We start from the raw sequence: 22,326 nt of genomic DNA on the forward strand, positions 1-22,326 counted from the left end.
TATGGCGACACTCACGGCGACAATGCCTGTCAACCAGAGCCGACTTTTCAATGCCAGTTGCTTTGCGCTTATCACCACGGCCTTTTCCTTCAGCATCCGGGCCGGGATTCTGCCCCAGTTAGGAACGGAGTTCGGGTTGACAGCCACCCAACTCGGTGTGATCAATTCCATGTTCTTTTTTGGCTTCCCCATTTCCATGATCATTGGGGGTCTGGTTTACCACTCCGTTGGTCCCAAAATTATTATGATGGTGGCCGTGATCGCCCACACCCTGGGTATTCTGCTCACCATTTATTCCGGCGGCTACATCGGTTTGCTCGTCTCCACCTTCTTCATTGGATTCGGGAACGGTTGTACGGAAGCCGCCTGTAACCCCATGATCGCGGACATGTATACCGGATCAAAAATGAACAAAATGCTGAGTCGGTTCCATATGTGGTTTCCGGGCGGAATCGTGTTGGGCAGCTTGATCTCCAAATTCATGACGGATGCCGGCCAACCCTGGCAGGCGCAAATCTGGGTCATCATGATCCCGACGGTTATTTACGCATTCCTGTATTTCGGACAGGCATTCCCGCAACCCCGCGTCGAAGGCGTTACGTCAATCGGTAAGAATTTCGCGGCCATGTTGACGCCCCTGTACATTTTCATCTTCTGCTGCATGGCCTTTACGGCCATCACCGAATTTGGTCCGCAGCAATGGGTCGGCTTGATCATGGCGAAAAGTGGTGCCAGCCCGATGTTGATTCTGGCCCTGGTGACGGGACTGATGGCGATCGGGCGGTTCTTTGCAGGTCCCATCGTTCATAAATTCGACCAGACCGGGGTGTTACTGGGGTCAGCGGTTTTTGCCACAATCGGTATTTACCTGTTCAGCACCCAAACCGGAACGTCGGCCTACATTGCGGCTGTCTTCTTCGCCATTGGCGTCTGTTATTTCTGGCCAACCATGATCGGCTTTGTCGCCGAAAACATTCCGTTGAGCGGAGCGCTCGGTATGTCCATCGTTGGTGGTGTCGGGATGTTGTCGACTTCCATTTTCCAAACCATCATCGGTGGCTGGATCGATACCGAACGCGCTGAAAAATCCGCAGCCGGTCTGTCGGGCGATGCCCTGGAACTGGCCGCCGGGCAAGCCACGCTGGTCAAAATGACCACTTTCCCAATCATTTTGATCGTTGCGTTTACCTTGCTTTGGTTCTGGATGCGCAGCCGCAAAAAGAGCCACGCTTAATTTGCAATACGGCAAAAAAAGCCTACATTGATAGTAAGAAACTTCCAGCCTTGATTCGCCGACGGGCTGGAAGTTTTTTTTAGTAATTTTTAGAGAAAAATTGGCATTATTTATTAATTGTTTTTATTTTTGAATCAACTATAGAAAGCACCGATAAATAAGGTATTGACCGTAACACCACGTATTTCCCTAAACCTTACCCTATCGCCAATGAGTCAATTAACCCAAACCCGTAAATGGCCTACTTTGAAATTATCACGCTGGCAGATTATTCAGCTATCGGTACTTTCACTCCTGATTACCGCAATGTCTTTCTGGAGGTTTCAATATGAACAGGTGCTGCCGAGAATAAACCCAGTCCAAATGATGATGATGCAGGAACACGGAGACTTGAATGGTCAGACGTTTGTCAAGAACACGCTGCCCCAGACCCCGGTTTCTAAAGTCCAACTCTAAATTCTCCGATCCGATTTGACGTAACTTTACTACCTTCTCTGTATATCCGATGACCCGCCAATACAGCGGGTCATTTTTTTAGTTTTCTTCTTACCTTAGCGCCCCAACAACGAATCCGACTACCATCTATCACACTTGACCTTATTGTTTATGGAGAAGAAAATCCGCCGGGAAGACGCCCTCGAATACCACGCCAAGGGCCGTCCGGGCAAAATTGAAGTCATTCCTACCAAAGAGTACAGTACACAACGTGACCTTTCCCTGGCCTATTCCCCGGGCGTAGCCGAACCCTGTCTGGCCATCGCCGAAAACGTCGAAGACGTCTATAAATACACCGCCAAAGGCAATCTGGTGGCCGTAATCAGCAACGGAAGTGCGGTTTTGGGTCTGGGCGACATTGGCCCGGAAGCCGGCAAACCCGTCATGGAAGGCAAAGGGCTGCTGTTCAAGATTTACGCCGACATCGATGTCTTTGACATTGAGCTGAATACCAAAAATGTGGACGAGTTTGTCCGCACCGTTAAAATCCTGGAACCCACGTTCGGTGGAGTCAACCTGGAAGATATCAAAGCCCCGGAATGCTTCGCAATTGAGGAACGGCTCAAAAAAGAGCTGAACATTCCGGTGATGCACGACGACCAGCACGGCACGGCCATCATCTCGGCGGCCGCCTTGCTGAACGCACTGGAAATCATCGGCAAAAAGATTGAGGAGGTGAAAATTGTGGTGAACGGGGCCGGAGCCTCGGCCATTTCCTGCTCGAAGCTGTACATCGCGCTGGGGGCGAAAATCGAGAATTTCGTCATGTGCGACAGCAAGGGCGTCATTCGTTCCGACCGACCCGACCTTGACGAACGCAAAAGTCTGTTTGTAACCACCCGCGATCTGTACACACTTCAGGAAGCCATGACGGGTGCTGACGTGTTCATCGGATTGTCGAAAGGCAACGTTGTCACCCAGGACATGGTGCGGTCGATGGCCAAAGACGCGATTGTGTTCGCGATGGCCAACCCGACGCCCGAAATTTCGTATCCCGAAGCCGTGGAAGCCCGTCCGGATATCATCATGGCGACCGGTCGTTCCGATTATCCCAACCAGGTCAACAATGTGCTGGGCTTTCCGTTCATTTTCCGCGGGGCGCTCGACGTTCGGGCCACGGAAATCAACGAAGCGATGAAACTGGCCGCCGTTCGCGCGCTGGCCGATCTGGCGAAAAAATCCGTTCCCGATCTGGTCAACCTGGCCTACGGTGAATCCAACCTGATGTTTGGCCGGAAATACATCATTCCGAAACCGGTCGATCCGCGTCTGCTAACCACCGTGGCCCCCGCCGTGGCCCAGGCCGCGATGGATTCGGGCGTTGCCAAACACCCGATTACCGACTGGGATGCCTACGAACAGCAACTGGCGCGTCGTTTGGGTCAGGACAATCAGATTTCGCGGGTAATTCTCAACAAGGCGAAGTCGGACCCCAAGCGGGTGGTTTTTGCCGATGCCGAGAACCTGAAAGTACTGAAAGCGGCCCAACAGGTTCGTGATGAAGGCATTGCCTTCCCCATCCTGCTGGGTGAAGTCGATCGGATTCGGGCCTTGATTACCGAAAACAACCTCGATTTAGCCAATGTCCCGATTCTGGACCCCCGCGCTCCGGAGCAGGACGAGCTGATTCAAAAGTTCAGCGAACTCTACTACGAGAAACGAAAACGCAAGGGCAGCAACGCGACGGAAGCCAAGAAGCAGATGTATTACCGGAATTATTTCGGGGTGATGATGGTGGAAGCAGGTGAAGCCGATGCTGTGATTTCCGGTCTGACGCGCAACTACCCCGACACGATCCGCCCGGCTTTGCAGGTGATTGGAAAAGAAGTCGGCGTGAAAAAAGTGGCCGGAATGTACATTCTGCTCACCAAACGCGGTCCACTGTTTTTCTCCGACACAACGGTTAATTTTAATCCGACGGTCGAAGAGGTGGTTGAAATCACGGAACTGACGGCCAAAGCCGTCGAACGGTTTAACATCAAACCCCGGATTGCCCTGGTTTCGTATTCCAACTTCGGCAGCGCGAAAGGCGACGATGCCCAGAAAATGAACCTGGCCGTTGAGATTCTGCAACGCAAACACCCCGATATGATTGTCGATGGGGAGATTCAGGCCCACTTAGCGTTCAATACCGATCTGCTGAAACTCAATCATCCGTTCAGCAAACTGGTGGAAGAAGGCGCCAACACGCTGATTTTCCCGAACCTGTCGGCATCGAACATCGCCTACAACCTCATGACGGAGTCCGCCGGTTTCGACGCCATCGGCCCCATTCTCCTCGGTCTTCGCAAACCGGTTCACGTTTTGCAACTCGGCAGTTCCGAGCGCGAAATCGTCAACATGGTCGCCATCGCGGTGGTGGAAGCGCAAGGGAAATGAATGAATTAAAAGTTAAAAATTAAGAGTTAAAAATAGGGCAACCCGTTCCGTTTATGCATCGTCCAGCTACTTTTAATTTTTAACTTTTAATTTTTGATTACCCATATTTCTTTTGCCACTCCTTCCGCATTCGCTGGTACTCCGGATCTTCGCGGGCGAGGAGGTATTTTTCGCGGAAGATGGCGGCACTTTCGGCTTTCACCGGATCGACATCGAGTGGTAACTGATCACGGCCGTGGCTTCCGCTGCGGCCTTTTTTATCGTCAGGAACCGGGCCGTCGTATTTCTGGCCGGTTCGGTGGTTGGCGTAGCGCCGGGAGCGCGTTACGCCCATTTGCAGGAACTTCCGCGCCATGTCCATCCCGACAAAATCGCCGTTCTTCTTATAATCGAGAAACAGTTCATAAATCTTGTCCGACGACGCCCGGGCAATTTCCGGGGTTTTAAACCGCCAATGCGGCAGAATTTCCGACTTATACGGTTCTACCAGCAAAACGCCCTGTTCGCCAATTCCGACGCGGTATAATTCCGGACGCTCGCGCAGGTTCAATTCCTTGTAGTTCAAATCGTAATCAAATTTCTTGCGGCTGCTTTTCATGGGGTGAATGGCATGGTATACGGTCTACCCCGGATTACATCCGGGGTTATCCAGCGTCAAGCCCTTCAGGCTACACAGAATCCAGTACGTATTGTGTTAACGGCAACCGCTATTTTTAGTTTATTTTCTTCTTTTTCGCCACTACTGTAATAAACCTCATCCGCCCGCGACTAACACCGTGAAAGCCTAACGATGCAATCCCGATGGAAAAGGAATTTGTCAGCCTGTTGAACCGGCACCCCGGTATTCTCTACAAAGTCTGTTCGCTGTACTGCAAAGCGCGGGACGACCGGAATGACCTTTTTCAGGAGATCGTCCTCCAGCTCTGGAAAGCCTATCCAACTTTCAAAAACGAATCGGCGGTGACAACCTGGATGTACCGGATTGCGCTGAATACCGCCATTTCAAATTTCCGAAAGAAGTCTGGAAAACCGCAACCCGTTTCGTTCTCTGATCTGGATTTCCAGATTCCGGACCTGAAAGAAGACACCTCCGACGAAGAAATCAGCCTGCTTTATGCATCCATCGAACAGCTTTCACCCGTCGAAAAAGCCGTCATTTCGCTCTACCTGGATGACAGAAGTTACGATGAAATGGCCACGATTCTTGGCATTTCCAAATCCAATGTGGGCGTTAAGCTGAACCGCATCAAAACCAAACTCGAAAAACTTATCAAATCGACAACCCGTTAATTACCAAGACCATGAACTTAGATGAACTCAAATCAACCTGGAAAGCCTACGACGAAAAAATGCTGGCCAGCCAGAAATTAAGCGAACGCGTGGTGTTTATGATGATCAAAGACCGCTCGAAAAGTACCCTGGCAAAAATGGAGCGAAACCTGACAGGTGCCGGTCTCATTATGACCGCCGTCGTCCTCTTCTTCGCAGCCGCTATTGCCGGTAATGCCTTCGACTACACAAGCTGGTATTTCTACATTCCTTCCGTGTTGTACATTGGATTAGCGCTCTTTGCCATCAGCGTCGTTGTAAAAAATTACCGCAACCTCAGCCGGGTGTCGCTCAGCCAGCAGAATCTGTATGACAGCCTGACGACGGTTTTGAGATGGCACGAAAAAACCCGGACAGCTTTAGCCCGAGTCTGGCTTCTGTGCATGATGTCTGGCTTTCTGTTTGGCGTATCGATGGTGGCCCGGAAATTTGAAACCTACGGAACGACAAAAGTTGCCCTGCTGTTGAGCGGACAGGCGCTGATGATCCTAATGGTTTACGCGCTGGCCCGCTGGGTATTTGCTGTTTTTGAAGACCGACTCGGGAAGGAATTGAAAGAAAATATTCAGGAACTGGCTCAATTGAAAGCCATTTCTTAACGGACTCCTCTCCCACTCGTCCGGCTAAGAATCCGTCCAACCCAGGCGCCCGATTCGCGCATTTACCCTACACCCAAATACGCGGTGTTTATCCCCAAAAAACGGCCATTCATCGAATATCAGGCCCGAAACCCTCCGCTTTGCCCTACTTTTGAGTGTGATTTTAGAGAAATCACACTCGGTCCATTCATCCATTTTCCGTACCATCCGCGGGCTTGATTTTACCGTTCCACACTTTCAGTCGAACAACGGTCAACCCGGTTGTCTTATGGATTGAAGTTAGCAATATCTTTGTATAATTCTATTTGATCCCGCTATTTCCGCTTCCAACAGACTATATTCCCAGAATTATGAAAAAGTTTATACTTTTTGGTATTATTTTATGCTCTACCCTATCCTTTGCCCAGCCTCCCGCTGGCAATCCGCAGGGGGGCGCTCGTCCGGCTCCGGTGATTCCCGGAACGGTCAATCCCGACGCCCCGCGCGGAAACGGTAGAATTTCCGGTGTTTTGATCGACTCTACGACGAACAAACCGGTCGAATTTGCTACCATTGCCCTGTTAAGCGTGCAAACCGGAAAGCCCATCGACGGTACTACCAGCGATGAGAAAGGTAAATTTGCGCTTACAAAACTCGTGCCGGGCGAATACCGGCTGCAGGTGTCGTTTCTGGGCTATAAAAACAAGGAAACCGGTAAGCTGAAAATTGAACGCGGGTCAGACATCAACGTCGGCAATGTCACCCTGGCACCGGACGTAAAGACTTTGCAGGAAGTGAACGTAGTCGGCCAAACGCAGATTGTGGAGGAAAAAGTAGACCGGCTGGTGTATAACGCCGAAAAAGACATCACCAACAAGGGCGGTGACGCGTCGGAAGTGATGCGGAAAGTGCCGATGTTGTCGGTCGATCTCGATGGCAATGTGACCCTGCGCGGGAGCAGCAACGTCCGGGTTTTGATCAACAACAAACCGTCGACGATTGTGGCCGCCAGCGTGGCCGACGCCCTCAAGCAGATTCCGGCGGATATGATCAAGTCGGTGGAAGTCATTACGTCGCCATCGGCCAAGTACGACGCGGAAGGTTCGGCCGGTATTATCAACATCATTACGAAGAAAAACACCTTGCAGGGACTGACCCTGAACATGGACGCGGGCGTCGGAAACCGGGGCTCCAACCTGGGTCTGAACGGGAATTACCGGGCCGGAAAAATGGGCTTTTCGCTGGGCGGTTTTGGCCGCGCCAACTACAACATCAAAGGCGGTTTTGAGAACACCCAACGCAGCTTTTTCGATGGCGTCACGACCGAAACCCGTCAGATCGCCGATACGAAAAACCAGTTCATTTTTGGCAATTACCAGCTCGGTTTCGACTATGACATTGCGAAGAACCAGAGCATTACGGCATCGTTGCGTTATGGAGCCCAGAATGGCAAAACGTCGCAGAATCTGGCTACGGTTTTCTTTCCGGGCGGCATCATTCCCGGACAAACCACCCGGCGTGATGTCGACATCAAAAACCTGTCGGGAACCGTCGATCTGAACGTCGATTATACAAAGACTTTCAAAAAACCGCAACAGGAGTTCAGCATTCTGACCCAGTTCAGCCGCAATAACCGCACAAACGATTACGAAGCCGATCTCTTCGGCAGTTCGTCGGACATCACGGGTCGCGACCGGAACGACAACCTGAGCTACAACCAGGAATCCACGATTCAGATCGACTACCAAACCCCCGTCAAAGCCAATCAGTTGGTAGAATTTGGGGGAAAAGGCATCTTCCGGCAAGTGGACAGCGACTATAAATATTTCATTTCGACCGGCCCGACCGGTGAATACACCCAGAATCCGACCCGCCCCAACAACGGTCTGGATTATGACCAGAATGTAGCCGCCACGTATTTTTCGTACACCTACACCTCAAAAACGAAGTATACGATCAAGGCTGGTGCCCGGTATGAATACACGATGATCGATGCAAATTTCCGCTCGGAAATACCGGGGCAATCCATCGACATTCCGAGTTACGGCAACCTGGTGCCGAGTATCAACATCTCAAAATCACTCAAAGGCGGAAAAACCGTTAAAATTGCGTACAACCGGCGGTTGCAACGGCCCGGCATTCAGTTTCTGAACCCGAACATCAACGCAGCCAATCCGCAGAATATCACCTTTGGGAACCCGTATCTGGAACCGGAACTGACCGACAACATTGAACTAAGCACCAGTGCGTATATCAAGAAAACCTACCTAAACTTCTCGTTTTTTGCCCGCCGGACCGACAATTCCATCGAGAACGTTCGGACCACGAGCCAGGACGGCGTGATCACGACGACCTACCAGAATATCGGCCACAAAGAGAACTATGGTGCCAACGTGTTCGGGAACATCAGCCTGTTTTCGAAATGGCAGATCGGCGGTGGTGCCGACGCCTATTATTCATACATCACCAACAACAGTCCCACGCCATCGCTCAACGCGAGCAATTCCGGGGTCGTGGTAACGGGCCGGATGTTTACGAGTTTGAGCCTGAAAAAAGGCTGGGGCGTGCAGGGTTTTGGCTTCGTTCAGGGCCGGAGCGTGCAGTTGCAGGGCTACCAGACCGGTTTTGCTTTCTATAGCCTGGGCATCAAGAAGGATATCAAAGACGATAAAGGGCAGACGAAGGGCAGTTTGGGCCTGGCAGGTGAAAACTTCCTGACCAATCCGTTTAACATGCGGACGGAACTTAGTTCACCAACTTTCCAGCAGAGCAACATCAACTACTTCTACAACCGGGGTATTCGGTTGACGTTCAGCTACCGGATCGGAAAAATGAGCTTCGACCAGCCCCAGCGCCGGAAAAAATCCGTCAACAACGACGACGTGAAAGACGGCGGTGATGGTGGTGGACAACCCGCCGGCGGAGCAGCCAAACAGAAATAGTTATGAGTGAATAGTGAAGAGTGAGCTGACGCATTCACTCTTCACTATTCACTACAACATCGCTGCGCCGAAAACGCCCGCGCTGTCGCCCAGTTTGGGTTTCAGGAAATGGGTGCTGAGACGGCCTTCGTTGAAGACGTATTTTTTAGCCCGTTCGACACCCTCGGTATACAGCAGGTCGATGTTGCCAACGCCCCCGCCCAACACAATCGCATCGGGATCCAGCACGTTGATAATGACCGAAATCGCTTTCCCGAAGTTTTCCAGAAGCCGGTCGATGGTTTGCGAAGCATACGGATCGGTACCGGCCAGGTGACGGCCAACGATCTCTTTCATGTTCCGCTTTTCACCACTGATGTCGCTGTAATACCGTTGCAGTGCCGGGCCGGAAAAAACCTGTTCATTACAGCCGCGTTTACCGCAGTAACACGGGTAGCCATTTTCTTCCAGCGTAATGTGGCCCCATTCGCCCCCAATGCCCTGCAAACCGTTCTGAACAAAAGGCTGGCCGTCTTTTCCGCGAAAAACGACTCCGCCACCAACGCCCGTTCCCATGATGACGCCAAAAACCGCCCGGTAGTCCGGCACAACTTCCGGCACCGCCCCCAGCGTGGCTTCCGCGAGGGCAAAACAGTTGGCGTCGTTGGCAATGCTCACCGGAATGCCCAGCACTTTCTCCAGTTCCTGGGGCAGTGGCATACCGTTCAGGCAGGTGGTGTTGCAGCCTTTCATGACGTGCCGGGCCGGGTCGAAGGTGCCGGGCGTTCCGATGCCGATGTGGTCGGGTTGGTAACCGGTTTCGGCTTTGAGTAGATTTACAAGGCTGGCGATCTGATTGACAATGTGTTGATAGCCTTTATCCGCTTCGGTATCGATGCGTTTCCGAATCACAACGGCGTCGGGGGAGGGTGCCGACAGCACAACTCCTTCAATTTTGGTACCGCCCAGGTCGATACCCCAATAGGTTTGCATGGAGATTTAAGAATTATTCTTCGCGAATTACGATAAAAGAATTAAAAAGTAGGAGTTATGAGTTAAGAATTAGAAGTGATGAGTGAAGATTGATTAGAAAATCGTTACAACCCGTATGCATCATAGGCCTTAGCCAATCCCGTCTATCTTAACCCTTAACTTTTAATTTTTAACTCATAACTTTTAACTCCCTTATGTGGTACGAGAATTTTTTCAACGGATTGGTTCAGGAAGCCTGGAAAGCCGGTCAAACCGACGAGCAAACGGAACTGGAATGCGATTTTCTACACGACACGCTGGACGTGCAACCCGGTGGGCGCGTGCTTGACATTTTTTGCGGTCACGGCCGTCATGCGCTCGAACTCGCCCGAATGGGCTATTCCGTCACAGGTGTCGACATTTCAACTGAATCCATCGGCGAACTCCGGACGGAAGCCAAACGGGAAAAACTGGCCGTAGAAGCCATCTCCGGGGATTTCATGACGCTTCCAATCGAGGGCGGATTTAAAGCCGCTTACTGCCTGGGCAATAGTTTTAGCTTTTTTCCGCACGACCAAATGCTGTTTTTTTTGCAAAAAATAGCCGGATTATTACCGGTGGGCGGGCGGTTTGTGGCCGACACGGCCATGATTGCCGAATCGGTCTTGCCCGATTTTGAGGAACGAAGCTGGATGCAGATCGGCGATATTACATTTTTGATGGAAAACGAATACGACGCCCGCGAGAGTTGCATTACGGCCCATCTGACGTATCTGCGGAGCGACCAGACCCAACGGCGAAAGTCCCGGCATTACATCTATACCGTGGCCGAATTGCATCGTCTTTTTCAGAAAGCCGGGCTAACCATCACCGAACTACTTGGTAATCTGGATGGTTCCGATTTTCTGCTGGGTGACGAACGGCTGCTGCTGGTTGCCCGGAAAAAGATATGAATTGATGAACAAAGCGGTTTTCAGCCCCAAATTCCTGACGGCGGAACGATTAACTAGACAATTTATTGCAAAAATTGAATATTTGGAAGAATAATTAAGCCAGCATTAGATCGTTTGCGGAGTAATGTGTAGTTTAACGCCGATTTAACACTGTTAACTTGATGTAAACCGTATGGAGACACTTGAGCGCAAGCAACGCAGCCGGGAGCAAACCCGCGCCGGAATTGTTTTGACCGCTAAGGACATCGCTCGCCGGGAAGGTTGGCAAGCCGTGTCGATCCGTAAGATTGCCGATGCCATTGACTACAGTGCCCCGATTGTCTATGAATATTTCGATAGCAAGGATATTCTGCTCGATGAAATCCGGAACGAAGGGTTTCGTCATTTACGACTGGAATACGACCGCATAAAAAAAGTATACCGTGACCCGGAAAAACGCCTGTTCGAAATGTCGGTGGCCCAGTGGCAATTTGCCGTGGATCAACCCGAGATTTACCAGGTCATGTACAATTTGAACGGGGCTTTTTGCACCATTCCCGTCTGCGATTCCATCGAATTGGAAGCCATTAGCAGCAGCATTCGGGAAATTATCTTCTCTTTCATTCCCAAATCGAAGGAGAGCATTCAGAAATTGTATTTCGAGTGGTGGTCGTTGTCGCACGGCATGATCACCCTGGCCATGATGCTCCGGGATCACCAGCCGCTGGAACAGTCGGAGCAGGTGTACCGCGACTCAATTCGCCGGTTTGTCCGCGGACTGCGATAAATTAATCATCAAAGCCTGACAATGAACGATGACTATCCCACCGCTTCGGCCGGGTCGATAATCATCGTTCATTTTTTATTTTTCCCTAACCGACCTCCTGAAATCTTCATGCGCTACCTATTTTCGGTTTTATTCCTTGTCATTTTTACCACTTCGCAGGCTCAAAAACCAAAGCAACTCTTCATAAAAGCCGCTAAATTCTACGATTCCGAAAAAAACGTTTTTCTGGTCAATCAGGATCTACTCATTGAAGGTGATCGGATTGTCGCGGTGGGCAGTGGCTTGAAAAAACCAAAAAACGCCCGGTTGATTGACCTCGGGAACAGCACCGTCACCCCCGGTTTGATCGATGCGCATACGCATCTTTTGATCAACCAGAAAATCACGAAAGATGGCCTGGAAGTTGCATCGAAAGTTCCGGCCGACGAGCGAATGAAACAGGCACTGGGCTTTGCCAAATCGAGTTTGATGGCCGGGTTGACCACCGTTCGGGATGTCGGCAATTCCGGACAATTCCTGGATGTCAGTCTGAAAGAACAACTCAAGCGTGACGAAACGCCCGGTCCACGCCTGGTAGTTTCCGGGCCAATTCTGAGTCCGCCGGGTGGCCAGTTTGGCCGGTTGTTTCCCGCCGACAGCTTCCTGATCAACCAGGAATACCGGGTGGTCAAAGGGGCCGAAGATGCCCGGGCCGCCGTTCTGGAGCACATCCGACGCGGAGTGGACGTGATCAAGGTGTGCATGAACACCGACAACCGGGTGCTGGCTCCCGACGAGATAAAGGCCATTGTGGAAACCGCCCACCAACAGAAAATTCCTGTCACCGCCCACGCCACCTACGACGAATCAGCGCGGGATGCGGTTTTGGCGGGGGTGGATGGCATCGAACACGGCTATTCCCTGTCGGACAGCACCTTGTCGCTGATGGCAAAACGCGGAACGTACCTGGTGCCCACCGACGTCTCCCGCGAGCAGGGCAAACTGCGCGTAGCGGCCATCGGTATGAAAGGCAAAGAAGGCGAAGATTATCTGAACGGTGCGTTGAAAGGGTTTCATGACCGGCTCAACCGGGCCGTTAAAAAGGGCGTTCCCATCGTCTCCGGTTCTGATTATTACAACGACATCCCCGGTATTGATCGCGGAAAAGGCTCGGTCGATGTGCTGCTTTCGTACGCCGAAGCCGGAATTCCCATTCCGACAGTACTTCAGTTTGCCACCCTGAATGCCGCCAAAGCGTTGGGCATTTCAAATCAAACCGGCACGTTAAAAAAAGGGATGAAAGCCGACCTGACGGTTTTTAAAGGCGATCTGGAAAAGGATTTCCCAACCGCCCTATTCGCCATCGAAATGGTGATCAAAGACGGTAAAGTCTACCCCTAGTTTCATTTCCCTTCCTTCACCGATTTGAGCAAAGCCACCATTTCGGCGACGACCTGCGGGTTCTGTCCGGCAACGTTTTTCGTCTCGCCCAGGTCCGTCTTCAAATTATACAGTTGGGGCTGAGGATTGTTCCCCAATTCGGTGTTGGTGTTTTTCTGCACCACCGGTCCCTGGCTCGGTTCGATGTATTTCCAGTTTCCTTTCCGGATCGAAAGGGTGTTGTTCAACGCGTGTTCGATGACGTAATCGCGACCTTTCGGGTCTTTCCCAAGCAAGGCATTGAGGGTATTGAAACTGTCGGTGGCCTCTCCCTCGCCCACTTTCTGGCCCGTCAAAACCGCCAGCGAAGCCAGCAAATCGACCTGACTCAGCAGCGCATCGGAGGTTCCTGTCTTCACATTTCCCGGCCAGCGGACGATGAACGGCACCCGCGTTCCGGCATCGAACGCGCTGTATTTCCCCCCGCGCAACGGCCCCGCCGGGGTGTGTCCGCCCAATTTCGCCACGGCCTCATCCTGGTAGCCATCGTCCACCACCGGGCCATTATCGCTGCTGATGATCACCATCGTCTGGTCTTTCAGGCCCAGTCGCTCCAGGGTTTTCATGACTTCTCCCACGCAATAATCCAGTTGCAGAATGGCGTCGCCCCGTGGCCCCATACCGCTTTTGCCCACAAACCGGGAGTGCGGCATCCGGGGGACATGAATGTCGTGCGTCGAAAAATAGACAAAAAACGGGCTTTTCTGATTCGTTTCGATAAACTGATTGACTTTACCGGTCAACACATCGGCCATTTCTTCATCGACCCACCGCGCCGATTTGCCTCCGCTCATGTATCCAATCCGGCTGACGCCGTTGATGATTGTCTGGTCGTGGCCGTGTGAAAACATCATCTTGAGCAGTTCCGGATTTGCTTTGCCGGTAGGTTCGGTTCCAATCGGATCTTTGTAACTCACCTGAACCGGATCGCTGGGGTTCAATCCGACAATGCGGTGGTTTTCCACGTACACGCAGGGAACGCGGTCGCCCGTTGCGGGCAGCAAAAAAGAGTAGTTGAACCCGATTTCCAGCGGCCCCGGTTTGATGTCGCCGTTCCAGTCCGGCCCGCCTTTGGGTCCCAGGCCCAGGTGCCACTTGCCAACTACGCCGGTTTGGTAACCTGCCCGCTGCAACATCCCGGGCAAGGTCACGCGGTTGGTCGGAATCAGCAGGGCCGCATCACCGGGGGCAATTCCGGTCCCGGTTTTTCGCCAGGCGTATTGGCCGGTCAGGAGCGAATACCGCGAAGGGGTGCAGGTGGCCGATGTGGCGTGGGCGTTCGTAAACCGCAAGCCTTCGGCGGCAACCCGGTCGATGTTCGGCGTTTTGACTTTCGTTGCGCCGTAGCAACTCAGATCGCCATAGCCCAAATCATCCGCATAAATCAACACGATGTTGGGTTTCTGCTGGGCCTGAACGGCCAGTCCGGAAAAAACAAGAACACTGCAAAACAGGAAAAGAAATCTATTTTTCATCGGTTTAGGAAGCTGATTGCGTCAGGCATTGCACCATCGGCCGCGCTCAAAGTAGGGAATTCCCGGTTTTAATACAACGCTTTCCGCTTCGTCAGCGGAAATTCCGGGTGCTCAGTCCGGGTTTCGGCCATGAACGCTTTTATTTTAGCCACGATTTCCGGATGTTGGTCGGCCAGGTTCGTCTTCTCGCCAATGTCATCGGCCAGATTATAGAGTTCAAAAGATTTTTCGTAGAACTTGATTCCCTTCCACGGCCCCATCACAACCGCCTGAATCGGCCCCTCCCGTTCGTTGATTTCCCAATACAAAGCATCATGAACCTGCTGGTTTTTCGGTTTTCCCAACAGCGTCGGCAGATAAGAAATTCCGTCGATGTTGGCGGTCGGTTTAATCCCGGCTACTTCGCAGGCCGTTGGCAGAAAATCCCAGAACGCACACGCATGACCCGACACCGACCCGGCTTTGATTTTCCCCGGCCAGCGGGCCACAAACGGCACCCGAATACCGCCTTCGTACAATTGCAGTTTCCCACCCCGAAACGGGCCATTGCTGTCGAAAAAACCGTTGTCGAAACCGGGGCCGTTGTCACTCGTAAAAACGACCAGCGTGTTTTCATCCAGCTTTTGCTTTTTCAGTTCGGCCATGATCTGTCCCACGTAACGATCCAACCGCGAAACCATGCCCGCATACGCGAGATTGCCGTCGGGATCGTGGTGATAGTGAGCCACTTTCATTGGTCGCTCGGGCCAACCCTGATTCTGGTAGGGCTGTTTGGAATCGTCGGGCACGGTTAGCTCATTGTGTGGCAGCGTGAACGGCAGATACAGAAAAAACGGCCCGTTTTTGTGATCCTGAATGAAACTCAGCGCCTGACTCGCAAACGAGTCGTTCGAATACGTCCCAACTTTATTCGCACAGTCGTTGTCCGGCAACAGCACCTTTTCCCGATTCTGCCAGATGTATTCGGGGTAGTAATGGTGCGCTTCTCGGTGGGTTTTGAAACCGTAAAAAACATCGAACCCCTGATCCAGCGCATGGCCCGTCGTGCCGCCTTCGTCCAGCCCCCATTTGCCGATGATGCCGGTTTGGTAGCCCGCCCGCTTCAACTCTTCGGCCACCGTCACATCCGTCGGAATTAAATTAGCCGGTTTTCCGGTCAGGCTCCATTCCGAGAGTTCGCGCACGGTGGCGTGGGCGGTGTGAATGCCGGTCATCAAAGCCGCCCGCGACGGTCCGCAAACGGAGGTGCCGCAATACTGCTGCCGAAAGTTCATGCCCTCCGTAGCCAGCCGGTCGAGGTTCGGCGTTTTGATTTTGGTTTGCCCATTGAATCCCACATCGCCGTAGCCCAAATCATCGGCCACGATCAGAATGATGTTCGGTTTCTTCGGGGCGTTTTTTTCGGTGGGTGTAAAGGAAAGAAAAACCAGCAACGGCAAAACCGCCCCCAAAGCCACCAGTGAAAAGAGTTTCATATTTTTCATGTTAGTAAGGCTTTCGTTTGTTGCCCCCAACCCCCTAAAGGGGGCTCAAACATCCGGATTTGAAAGCCCCCTTTAGGGGGTTGAGGGCAAAAAGCAAACGTACTGATTACCTGAAATAAGACGCTTTGGAAGAAGAACGAGCGGTTTGCAGCGGTTTCAGCGCCATGCCGGCTTCGATGGCGAGGTCAGCTTCGATAATATCCGCTCCGCTGTCGATGATGCCAAGGTAGCCTTTCGTCAGTTCGTCGGCGGTTTTAATGGTGCCTTTGGTATACTGAATGTCGTAATTGCGTGAACTTCCCACCATACACATCGCCCCTCGTTTGTGAATTTCCCGGAACAGTTCCGGATCTTTCCCCAGCGTGTGGCTCACAAAAACGACGACGTTCTGCCAGGGCACCCCCGTTTTGTCGAACTCCCGGACTTTCTCCATCGTCCCCAGCATCACTTCCATCAGAATCGATTGATTCAGTTGGTAACATTTCACCGCGTCTTCGTTGCTGTACGCCATCACAATCGCGTTGGCTTCGGCCCGGTGTTCAACAATTTTTCGAACCCGGGCTTCAATAGGAACATCTTTCATGTCCAGCACCAGCACGGTTTTGCCTTTCGCCCATTCCAGCGCTTCGTCGAGCGTCGGCATCGCGTAGGGTGTCACATGGCCTTCGGTGTCTTTCAGTTTCAGACTTCTCAGTTCGCTCAGGGTGAAGTCCGAAACCTTGCCGTGACCGGTGCTGGTGCGGTCGAGGGTAGCATCGTGCATGAGCACAATAGCGCTGTCTTTGGTGTAATGCGGATCGATTTCCAGGATGGCGTGCACCTGCTTGAGCGTATTTTCAAACGTGGGCAGGCAGTTTTCCGGAAAGCCTTTTCGCGCCCCGCCCCGGTGGGCGCTGACAAACGGAAGCCGGTCGGGCGAATAGGCAAAGAAGGTCTTTAAATCCGCACTATTTTTAGCCCGAATCGTATGAAAACCGGGTGCCGGATCAATCAGTGAAAAACCGCATAACCCGGCGGTCAGAATCAGTAATACGACGAAAAAGGAATATTTCATGGAATGTTTTTTTAAAGTGAAAGGCGATAGACTAGGCTTTTGCCCCTAAATCCCCTAAAGGGGACTTTCAAATCCGGATTACCCGCGTCCAAGTCCCCTTTAGGGGAACGGGGCAAAAAGCGAAAGTCATAAATAGACCAGAGAAGCCAGACAATAGAATACCATTCGTCTAGCGTCTCACTTCTCTGGTCTTTACTCTACAAAAACCTCAATAACCCGGATTTTGAACGATTTTCGGGTTCTGGTCGATCACCGCCTGTGGAATCGGCATCAGGTAGTTTTTGGCCGGATCAAACCTGATCGTGCCACCACCCACATTCACGACTTCATACGTCAGTGTCCCATTGACCGTCGCAATCTTCATGGCTTTCAGCGGTTTGCTGAACACGTCGGGTGCAATCCGCCACCGCCAGAGATCAAACAGCCGCTTGCCTTCGAACGCCAGTTCCACCCGGCGTTCCCGGCGGATTCGCTGGCGCATCTGCTCCTGACTCAGGCCCGTGGGTAGGTTGGGCAAGCCAGCGCGGGTTCGGATTTTATTCATCGCGTCATACACCGTCTGGTCCGGCCCCGACAGTTCATTTTTCGCTTCGGCATAATTCAACAACACCTCGGCGTAGCGGAAAACGATGGAATTGGAACCGCCCGTAGCATTATTAAGGTTATCCCGGCTGGGCATGACGGCCGGATCGAGGAGCTTTTTCAGGAAATAACCCGTCCGGTTTTTACCGCCCGAACCCGACGCATCGAAGGCATTGTTGTTATTCGCGATCCCCAGCCGGGTGTAAATCACCTGCCCGCCAATCCAGGGCGTTCCGTCGTACAAAATGGAAGCTGCAAACCGCTTGTCCCGGTTGACATACGGATTTTTCGGATCGTACTGAGCCGAACCCTCGGCGGCCGTTTTGCCATCCAGAAACTCGTAATCATCCACCAGATTCTGCGTTGGGTTGACACTGCCCCAGCCCAAGCCATTCGTCAGCATCGTTACGCCCCAGTACGTATCCCGCGCGTGGCCTTTGATGTTCGGCGCATACTGCACATCGAAAATCACCTCTTTGTTGTTCTCATTGGCCGAATAAAACAAACCGCCGTAATCCGCAAACAACTCATAGACATTCAGTTGCATGATCTGCTGGTTGGTTGCTGCGGCATCCGCCCATTTGCCGGCGTAAAGTTCCAGCTCACCTTTCAAGGCGAGGGCTGCCCCTTTCGTAACCCTTCCCAAATCCACACCGGCAATGGTTGCGGGCAAATCAGCGGCCGCTTTCGTGCATTCTTCCTGAACAAACGTGACGCATTCGGCGTAGGTATTTCGCGGATAATTGATCTCCTCTTCCGCATTCCGGTTCAGGACTTTGGTAATCAGCGGAACCCCGCCGTAGAGATTGATCAATGACGTGTAAAAATACGCCCGAAGAAACCGGGCCTGTGCCAGCATCGATTTTTTGGTAGCCTCATCGAACGACGAAACCGCTACTTTTTCGAGAAACAGGTTGCACTTGCGGATGTTGGCGTACATCCGGCTCCATTGCGGGCCAAAAATCTGCGCGTTCGGACCGTAGGTGTTGTTGGCAAACAGCGTGTACGACGGAATCCCGGCCAGGTTTCCATTCACCGAATTATCGGAATAATTGTCCAGCGGGTCGTTGCTGACTTCGGTGGGCACGTTGGTAAAGACCGACGACCAGGGCCCGGCGTTCAGCGAATTATAGACGTCATTTAAAAACAGACTGGCATTTTGGGGCGTGCTCCAAACCGTTTCGTTCGTTAGCTGGTCGGTCGGCATCACCTCCACCGTCTGGTCGCTGCACGACAGGCAACTGAGGAGGACAAAGCAGGAAATCAGTATTTTTTTCATGGTTGATTAGGCAAGTTGAGCATGCGTTAAAAACCGATCGTCAAGCCGACCGTATACACCTTTTGCTGGAAATAATACCGCGCCCGGTTGCTGGCCAGTTCGGGATCAAGGAAGGGCACTTTCGAAAACGAGAGCAAATTCTGACCGGAAACATACACCCGCAGCGTCTGGGCGTTCAGCTTGCTCAGAACCGCCGGCGAAAAACTGTAGCCGAAATCCAGCGTTTTCAATCGTAGATAACTGCCATCCCGAATCCAGAAGGACGATACCTGGCTGTTGTTGGTCGTCGGTGAAGGCGTCACGCGCGGGTAAGCCGCATTCGGGTTCTCGGGTGTCCAGTAATCCAGTTGCTCCCGAAACACTTTGGCCCCGTTGAAAAACGGCAGTTGCGCTTCGTTTTCCAGCAATAACGTGCTCGATGCAGCCCCCTGCCACAACAGATTCAGGTTGAAGCCCTTCCAGGTCAGGTTGGTCGTTAAGCCCAGAATCATCTGCGGCTCCAGCGGTTTTCCGATAAATACCTCGTCGTTGCCGTCAATTTTGCCGTCGCTGTTGATGTCTTCGTATTTGATATCACCCGGTTTCAGCGCGCCAAACTGCGTGGCCGATGCCTTGATTTCTTCTTCCGACTGGAAAAAACCGATGGCCCGGTAGCCAAACCTTGCGTTGTAGGGCCGCCCCGTCCGTCGCCGGTTGGGGTTATTGAAGGTCGAGGCATTCTCGAACGTCTGGACGAGTTTGTTGGCGGCATACGTGAAATTGAAGGTCGCGTCCAGCTTCAGTCCGCCCCGGAACGACTGCCGGGTATTGATCGACAGATCGACACCCCGGTTGCTCATTTCACCCGCGTTGACCTGCGAAATCCCGATGCCGTATTCCACCGGAACCGTTTGGGCGGGCGACACCAGCATGTTCGACCGGCGTTCGTGGAAATAATCCGCTTCCAGGTTCAGCCGACCGTTCCAGAGTGACGCTTCGAGGCCGATGTCAAACTTTTTGGCGGTTTCCCAGGTAATGTTCGGGTTGGCTTCGTTGCGTTCAAAAACACCCTGCGTCTGGTAAAACTGGGTTCCGCCAAACACGTAGCTGTTCGCCAGTCCGTAGGTACTCAGGTACTGAAACGGACTCCCCGCCAGATTGCCTGATTTGCCGTACGACGCTCTGATTTTCAGGTTATTCACCCACAAAATCCGGTCTTTGAAGAACTTCTCTTCCGAGATCCGCCAGCCTAAGGAAGCCGCCGGAAAGAAGGCAAACCGCTGGCCGGGCGCAAAATAATAGTGTCCATCGTACCGCCCGGCCAGTTCGACCAGGTACTTTTCGGCATAATTGTAACTGGCACGACCCACAAAACCGACCTGCTTACTCGAACTGGCCGATCCTGAATTGTCGTAATTGGTTTTGTTGGTACTACCCGTCGAGAGCTGATCCAGATACACCGCATAGTTCAGCCGGGAAGCCGCAAAGTCATCATTCTGGCCGTTGCGCTGCTCAACGACACCCAGCACGTTGACCGCATGTTTGCCGAATGTATTTAGGTAGGTTATGTACCCTTGCAAAGTCGTTTTCGGACTTTGGCTGAAGGCCTGTGACAACTGCGGAGCGCCCACGCCCCCTTTGGTGGTCACAAACTGATCCTGGGCATTCAGCGTATAATACGTAAAAGGCGTTTGCCAGATCTTGGAGAACGAGTAGCTTTTATCGTAAGCAGCCACGCCCTTGATCGCCAAACCGGGAATGAACGGCAGTTTCTGCTCGATGGTCAACTGCGTAAACAGGATGTTGTTGGTCATCTTGTTGTAGCCGCTTTCGTAGATCGACGGCAGCAACTCGTTCCCCGGCAGGCCATTGCTGAACGACAACTGATTGACCAGCAGGGGTGGATTTTTGGTAACCGACGTAAAAATACCGGTGCCGCTCGATGACCCGGGGTTGTTGGTATTCTCCAGCGTGCCCTTCACATCCAGCGAAATCGTGGTGGTCGGCGTCGCATTCACATCAATGTTGGAAGCCAGGTTGACCCGCGAGAAATTGATGGTTTTCACCGCCCCCTCCTGATACATGTAGCGCAGTGATGTAAAAAACCGCACCTTGTCGGAACCGCCCGCCAGCGTCAAATCATGGTTGGTCATCGGTGCCTGAAAATTGATCACTTCCCGAACCCAGTCGTGATTGGGGTAATGGTCGGGGTCGGAGCCATCCCGGTATTTCTGCAATTGCTCGTCGGTGTAGGTGGCCGGCAAACCCGCGTTTTTGTTGGCAGTATTCAACAACGAGGCAAACTCATACGAGTTCAAATAATCGGGATAGCGCGTTGGTCGCTGCATACCCACCCAGCCGTTGTAGCTCAACGAAATCCGCCCGGATTTACCGCGTTTGGTCGTCACCAGAATAACGCCGTTGGCACCCGCCAATCCGTAGGGAGCCACCGCTGCGGCATCTTTCAAAACCGTAATGCTCTCAATTTCATTCGGGTTCAATTGCGCAAACGGACGCGGAATCCCGTCGACAATCGTCAGCGCCCCGTTTTGCGATCCGGTGGTTCCGAGGCCCCGAACCCGCAAGGTCGACGCATCTTTCCCCGGCTCCCCGCTGCCCTGAAACGACAACACCCCGGATACACGCCCGCTGATGCTGTTGTTGATGTTGGCGACCGGCGCGGCTTTCAACTCATCCCCTTTGACGGTCGAAACCGCAGCCGTGGTCGAGGTTTTGCGTTGCGTGCCGTAGCCCACCACCACCACTTCGCTCAGGGCTTTGATGTCGGGTTTGAGCGAAACCGCGATGGTCGTGCGGTTGGCAATGGTCACTTCCTGTGGTTCATACCCGACAAAACTGAACACCAGGGCCTGATCGGCGTCGTCGACGCGCAACGAATAGAGGCCATTCCCGTCCGTGGCCGTGCCTTTGGTGGTGCCTTTGACCACAACCGTCACGCCCGGAATGGGCTGCTTGTTTTCAAAATCCGTGACCGTACCGGTGATCGTACGCGCCAGAGCTTCCAGGGCAATAGGTTTAGTTCGAAGTTCCACCTGCCCGGTTTCCGGAGCTTTGTCCAGCAGAATCTGCTTCCCTTTTACTTCATAACTGACATTCAGCGGTTTCAGCAGGCTGCTGAGCACGTCGGCCAGCGACTGATTCGTCACGTTCAGCGACACTTTCCGGTTGGCCGGAACCACCTGCGGGCTGTACATAAACCGCACATCGGCCTGTTTTTCAAGCTGCCGCAAAACCGTCTTTACTTCCTGCTCATCGACCTGCAGCGAGATTTTTCGGTTGAGCAAATTCTGGGCAACCACGTCCCCGGCGTAGGCCATACCGGCCAAGGCTGTTATCAGGACAAGTTGAATGAAACTGACACGCATGATTTGGTAGGTCAAAGGGTGCCTGCGTATTCTTTTTTTCA

Annotated in this window: 16 protein-coding genes; 9 read left to right on the forward strand and 7 right to left on the reverse strand. The window is 52.6% G+C overall.

What is annotated here, in order from left to right:
* Position 1: 1 nt before the first annotated feature.
* The 3 genes from DUE52_RS15735 (at position 2) to DUE52_RS15745 (ending at position 4,108) form a co-directional block, all read left to right on the forward strand.
* The gene (locus tag DUE52_RS15735; protein WP_229312180.1) at positions 2 to 1,234 is read left to right on the forward strand and encodes an MFS transporter; all 1,233 of its coding nucleotides are present in this window, start codon (positions 2 to 4) and stop codon (positions 1,232 to 1,234) included.
* A 210-nt stretch (positions 1,235 to 1,444) separates the two neighbouring features.
* Positions 1,445 to 1,690, forward strand: coding sequence for a hypothetical protein (locus DUE52_RS15740; protein ID WP_114406987.1), 246 nt, complete (start codon positions 1,445 to 1,447; stop codon positions 1,688 to 1,690).
* Positions 1,691 to 1,840: 150 nt separating this feature from the next.
* The gene (locus DUE52_RS15745) at positions 1,841 to 4,108 is read left to right on the forward strand and encodes an NADP-dependent malic enzyme (RefSeq protein ID WP_114406988.1); all 2,268 of its coding nucleotides are present in this window, start codon (positions 1,841 to 1,843) and stop codon (positions 4,106 to 4,108) included.
* Between the two features lie 97 nt (positions 4,109 to 4,205).
* Here DUE52_RS15745 and DUE52_RS15750 read toward each other — a convergent pair whose 3' ends face one another.
* On the reverse strand, positions 4,206 to 4,706 hold the full coding sequence (locus DUE52_RS15750; RefSeq protein ID WP_114406989.1) for a DUF4385 domain-containing protein: 501 nt from the start codon (positions 4,704 to 4,706) through the stop codon (positions 4,206 to 4,208).
* A 203-nt stretch (positions 4,707 to 4,909) separates the two neighbouring features.
* Between DUE52_RS15750 and DUE52_RS15755 the strand changes: the two genes are divergently transcribed.
* The 3 genes from DUE52_RS15755 to DUE52_RS15765 all read left to right on the forward strand — a co-directional run bounded on the left by DUE52_RS15755 (position 4,910) and on the right by DUE52_RS15765 (position 8,957).
* A complete protein-coding gene (locus tag DUE52_RS15755) occupies positions 4,910 to 5,398 on the forward strand; it encodes an RNA polymerase sigma factor (protein ID WP_114406990.1) in 489 nt (162 codons plus the stop codon).
* Positions 5,399 to 5,409: 11 nt separating this feature from the next.
* On the forward strand, positions 5,410 to 6,036 hold the full coding sequence (locus DUE52_RS15760) for a hypothetical protein (RefSeq protein WP_114406991.1): 627 nt from the start codon (positions 5,410 to 5,412) through the stop codon (positions 6,034 to 6,036).
* 350 nt (positions 6,037 to 6,386) lie between these two features.
* Positions 6,387 to 8,957, forward strand: a complete 2,571-nt coding sequence (locus DUE52_RS15765; RefSeq protein ID WP_114406992.1) for a TonB-dependent receptor — start codon at positions 6,387 to 6,389, stop codon at positions 8,955 to 8,957.
* A 51-nt stretch (positions 8,958 to 9,008) separates the two neighbouring features.
* Here the strand turns inward: DUE52_RS15765 and DUE52_RS15770 are convergent, their stop codons facing one another.
* A complete protein-coding gene (locus tag DUE52_RS15770) occupies positions 9,009 to 9,929 on the reverse strand; it encodes an ROK family protein (protein ID WP_114406993.1) in 921 nt (306 codons plus the stop codon).
* A gap of 194 nt (positions 9,930 to 10,123) precedes the next feature.
* Between DUE52_RS15770 and DUE52_RS15775 the strand changes: the two genes are divergently transcribed.
* The 3 genes from DUE52_RS15775 (at position 10,124) to DUE52_RS15785 (ending at position 13,007) form a co-directional block, all read left to right on the forward strand.
* On the forward strand, positions 10,124 to 10,861 hold the full coding sequence (locus tag DUE52_RS15775) for a class I SAM-dependent methyltransferase (RefSeq protein ID WP_114406994.1): 738 nt from the start codon (positions 10,124 to 10,126) through the stop codon (positions 10,859 to 10,861).
* A gap of 172 nt (positions 10,862 to 11,033) precedes the next feature.
* Positions 11,034 to 11,627 (forward strand): TetR/AcrR family transcriptional regulator, encoded by a 594-nt coding sequence (locus DUE52_RS15780; RefSeq protein ID WP_114406995.1) that lies wholly within the window; start codon positions 11,034 to 11,036, stop codon positions 11,625 to 11,627.
* Between the two features lie 108 nt (positions 11,628 to 11,735).
* Entirely contained in the window at positions 11,736 to 13,007 is a 1,272-nt protein-coding gene (locus DUE52_RS15785; protein WP_165840951.1) for an amidohydrolase family protein, read from the forward strand.
* 2 nt (positions 13,008 to 13,009) lie between these two features.
* On the opposite strand, the gene DUE52_RS15790 is transcribed toward DUE52_RS15785, so the two are convergent.
* The 5 genes from DUE52_RS15790 to DUE52_RS15810 form a co-directional block, all read right to left on the reverse strand.
* Entirely contained in the window at positions 13,010 to 14,521 is a 1,512-nt protein-coding gene (locus DUE52_RS15790; RefSeq protein WP_114406997.1) for a sulfatase family protein, read from the reverse strand.
* Between the two features lie 68 nt (positions 14,522 to 14,589).
* Positions 14,590 to 16,005, reverse strand: coding sequence for an arylsulfatase (locus DUE52_RS15795; RefSeq protein WP_229312181.1), 1,416 nt, complete (start codon positions 16,003 to 16,005; stop codon positions 14,590 to 14,592).
* A gap of 106 nt (positions 16,006 to 16,111) precedes the next feature.
* Complete coding sequence (locus tag DUE52_RS15800; protein WP_114406998.1) at positions 16,112 to 17,059, reverse strand: glycerophosphodiester phosphodiesterase family protein; 948 nt, start codon at positions 17,057 to 17,059, stop codon at positions 16,112 to 16,114.
* Positions 17,060 to 17,267: 208 nt separating this feature from the next.
* A complete protein-coding gene (locus DUE52_RS15805) occupies positions 17,268 to 18,920 on the reverse strand; it encodes a RagB/SusD family nutrient uptake outer membrane protein (RefSeq protein ID WP_114406999.1) in 1,653 nt (550 codons plus the stop codon).
* A 26-nt stretch (positions 18,921 to 18,946) separates the two neighbouring features.
* A complete protein-coding gene (locus tag DUE52_RS15810; RefSeq protein WP_165840952.1) occupies positions 18,947 to 22,285 on the reverse strand; it encodes a TonB-dependent receptor in 3,339 nt (1,112 codons plus the stop codon).
* Between the last annotated feature and the right edge of the window lie 41 nt (positions 22,286 to 22,326).

The organism is Larkinella punicea (assembly GCF_003334855.1).
Lineage (GTDB): Bacteria > Bacteroidota > Bacteroidia > Cytophagales > Spirosomataceae > Larkinella > Larkinella punicea.

Excerpts from the sequence above, each read along its gene's own strand:
- DUE52_RS15735 (WP_229312180.1), top strand. The coding sequence starts at position 2 with ATGGCGACACTCACGGCGACAATGCCTGTCAACCAGAGCCGACTTTTC.
- DUE52_RS15740 (WP_114406987.1), top strand. The coding sequence starts at position 1,445 with ATGAGTCAATTAACCCAAACCCGTAAATGGCCTACTTTGAAATTATCA.
- DUE52_RS15745 (WP_114406988.1), top strand. The coding sequence starts at position 1,841 with ATGGAGAAGAAAATCCGCCGGGAAGACGCCCTCGAATACCACGCCAAG.
- DUE52_RS15750 (WP_114406989.1), bottom strand. The coding sequence starts at position 4,706 with ATGAAAAGCAGCCGCAAGAAATTTGATTACGATTTGAACTACAAGGAA.
- DUE52_RS15755 (WP_114406990.1), top strand. The coding sequence starts at position 4,910 with ATGGAAAAGGAATTTGTCAGCCTGTTGAACCGGCACCCCGGTATTCTC.
- DUE52_RS15760 (WP_114406991.1), top strand. The coding sequence starts at position 5,410 with ATGAACTTAGATGAACTCAAATCAACCTGGAAAGCCTACGACGAAAAA.
- DUE52_RS15765 (WP_114406992.1), top strand. The coding sequence starts at position 6,387 with ATGAAAAAGTTTATACTTTTTGGTATTATTTTATGCTCTACCCTATCC.
- DUE52_RS15770 (WP_114406993.1), bottom strand. The coding sequence starts at position 9,929 with ATGCAAACCTATTGGGGTATCGACCTGGGCGGTACCAAAATTGAAGGA.
- DUE52_RS15775 (WP_114406994.1), top strand. The coding sequence starts at position 10,124 with ATGTGGTACGAGAATTTTTTCAACGGATTGGTTCAGGAAGCCTGGAAA.
- DUE52_RS15780 (WP_114406995.1), top strand. The coding sequence starts at position 11,034 with ATGGAGACACTTGAGCGCAAGCAACGCAGCCGGGAGCAAACCCGCGCC.
- DUE52_RS15785 (WP_165840951.1), top strand. The coding sequence starts at position 11,736 with ATGCGCTACCTATTTTCGGTTTTATTCCTTGTCATTTTTACCACTTCG.
- DUE52_RS15790 (WP_114406997.1), bottom strand. The coding sequence starts at position 14,521 with ATGAAAAATAGATTTCTTTTCCTGTTTTGCAGTGTTCTTGTTTTTTCC.
- DUE52_RS15795 (WP_229312181.1), bottom strand. The coding sequence starts at position 16,005 with ATGAAAAATATGAAACTCTTTTCACTGGTGGCTTTGGGGGCGGTTTTG.
- DUE52_RS15800 (WP_114406998.1), bottom strand. The coding sequence starts at position 17,059 with ATGAAATATTCCTTTTTCGTCGTATTACTGATTCTGACCGCCGGGTTA.
- DUE52_RS15805 (WP_114406999.1), bottom strand. The coding sequence starts at position 18,920 with ATGAAAAAAATACTGATTTCCTGCTTTGTCCTCCTCAGTTGCCTGTCG.
- DUE52_RS15810 (WP_165840952.1), bottom strand. The coding sequence starts at position 22,285 with ATGCGTGTCAGTTTCATTCAACTTGTCCTGATAACAGCCTTGGCCGGT.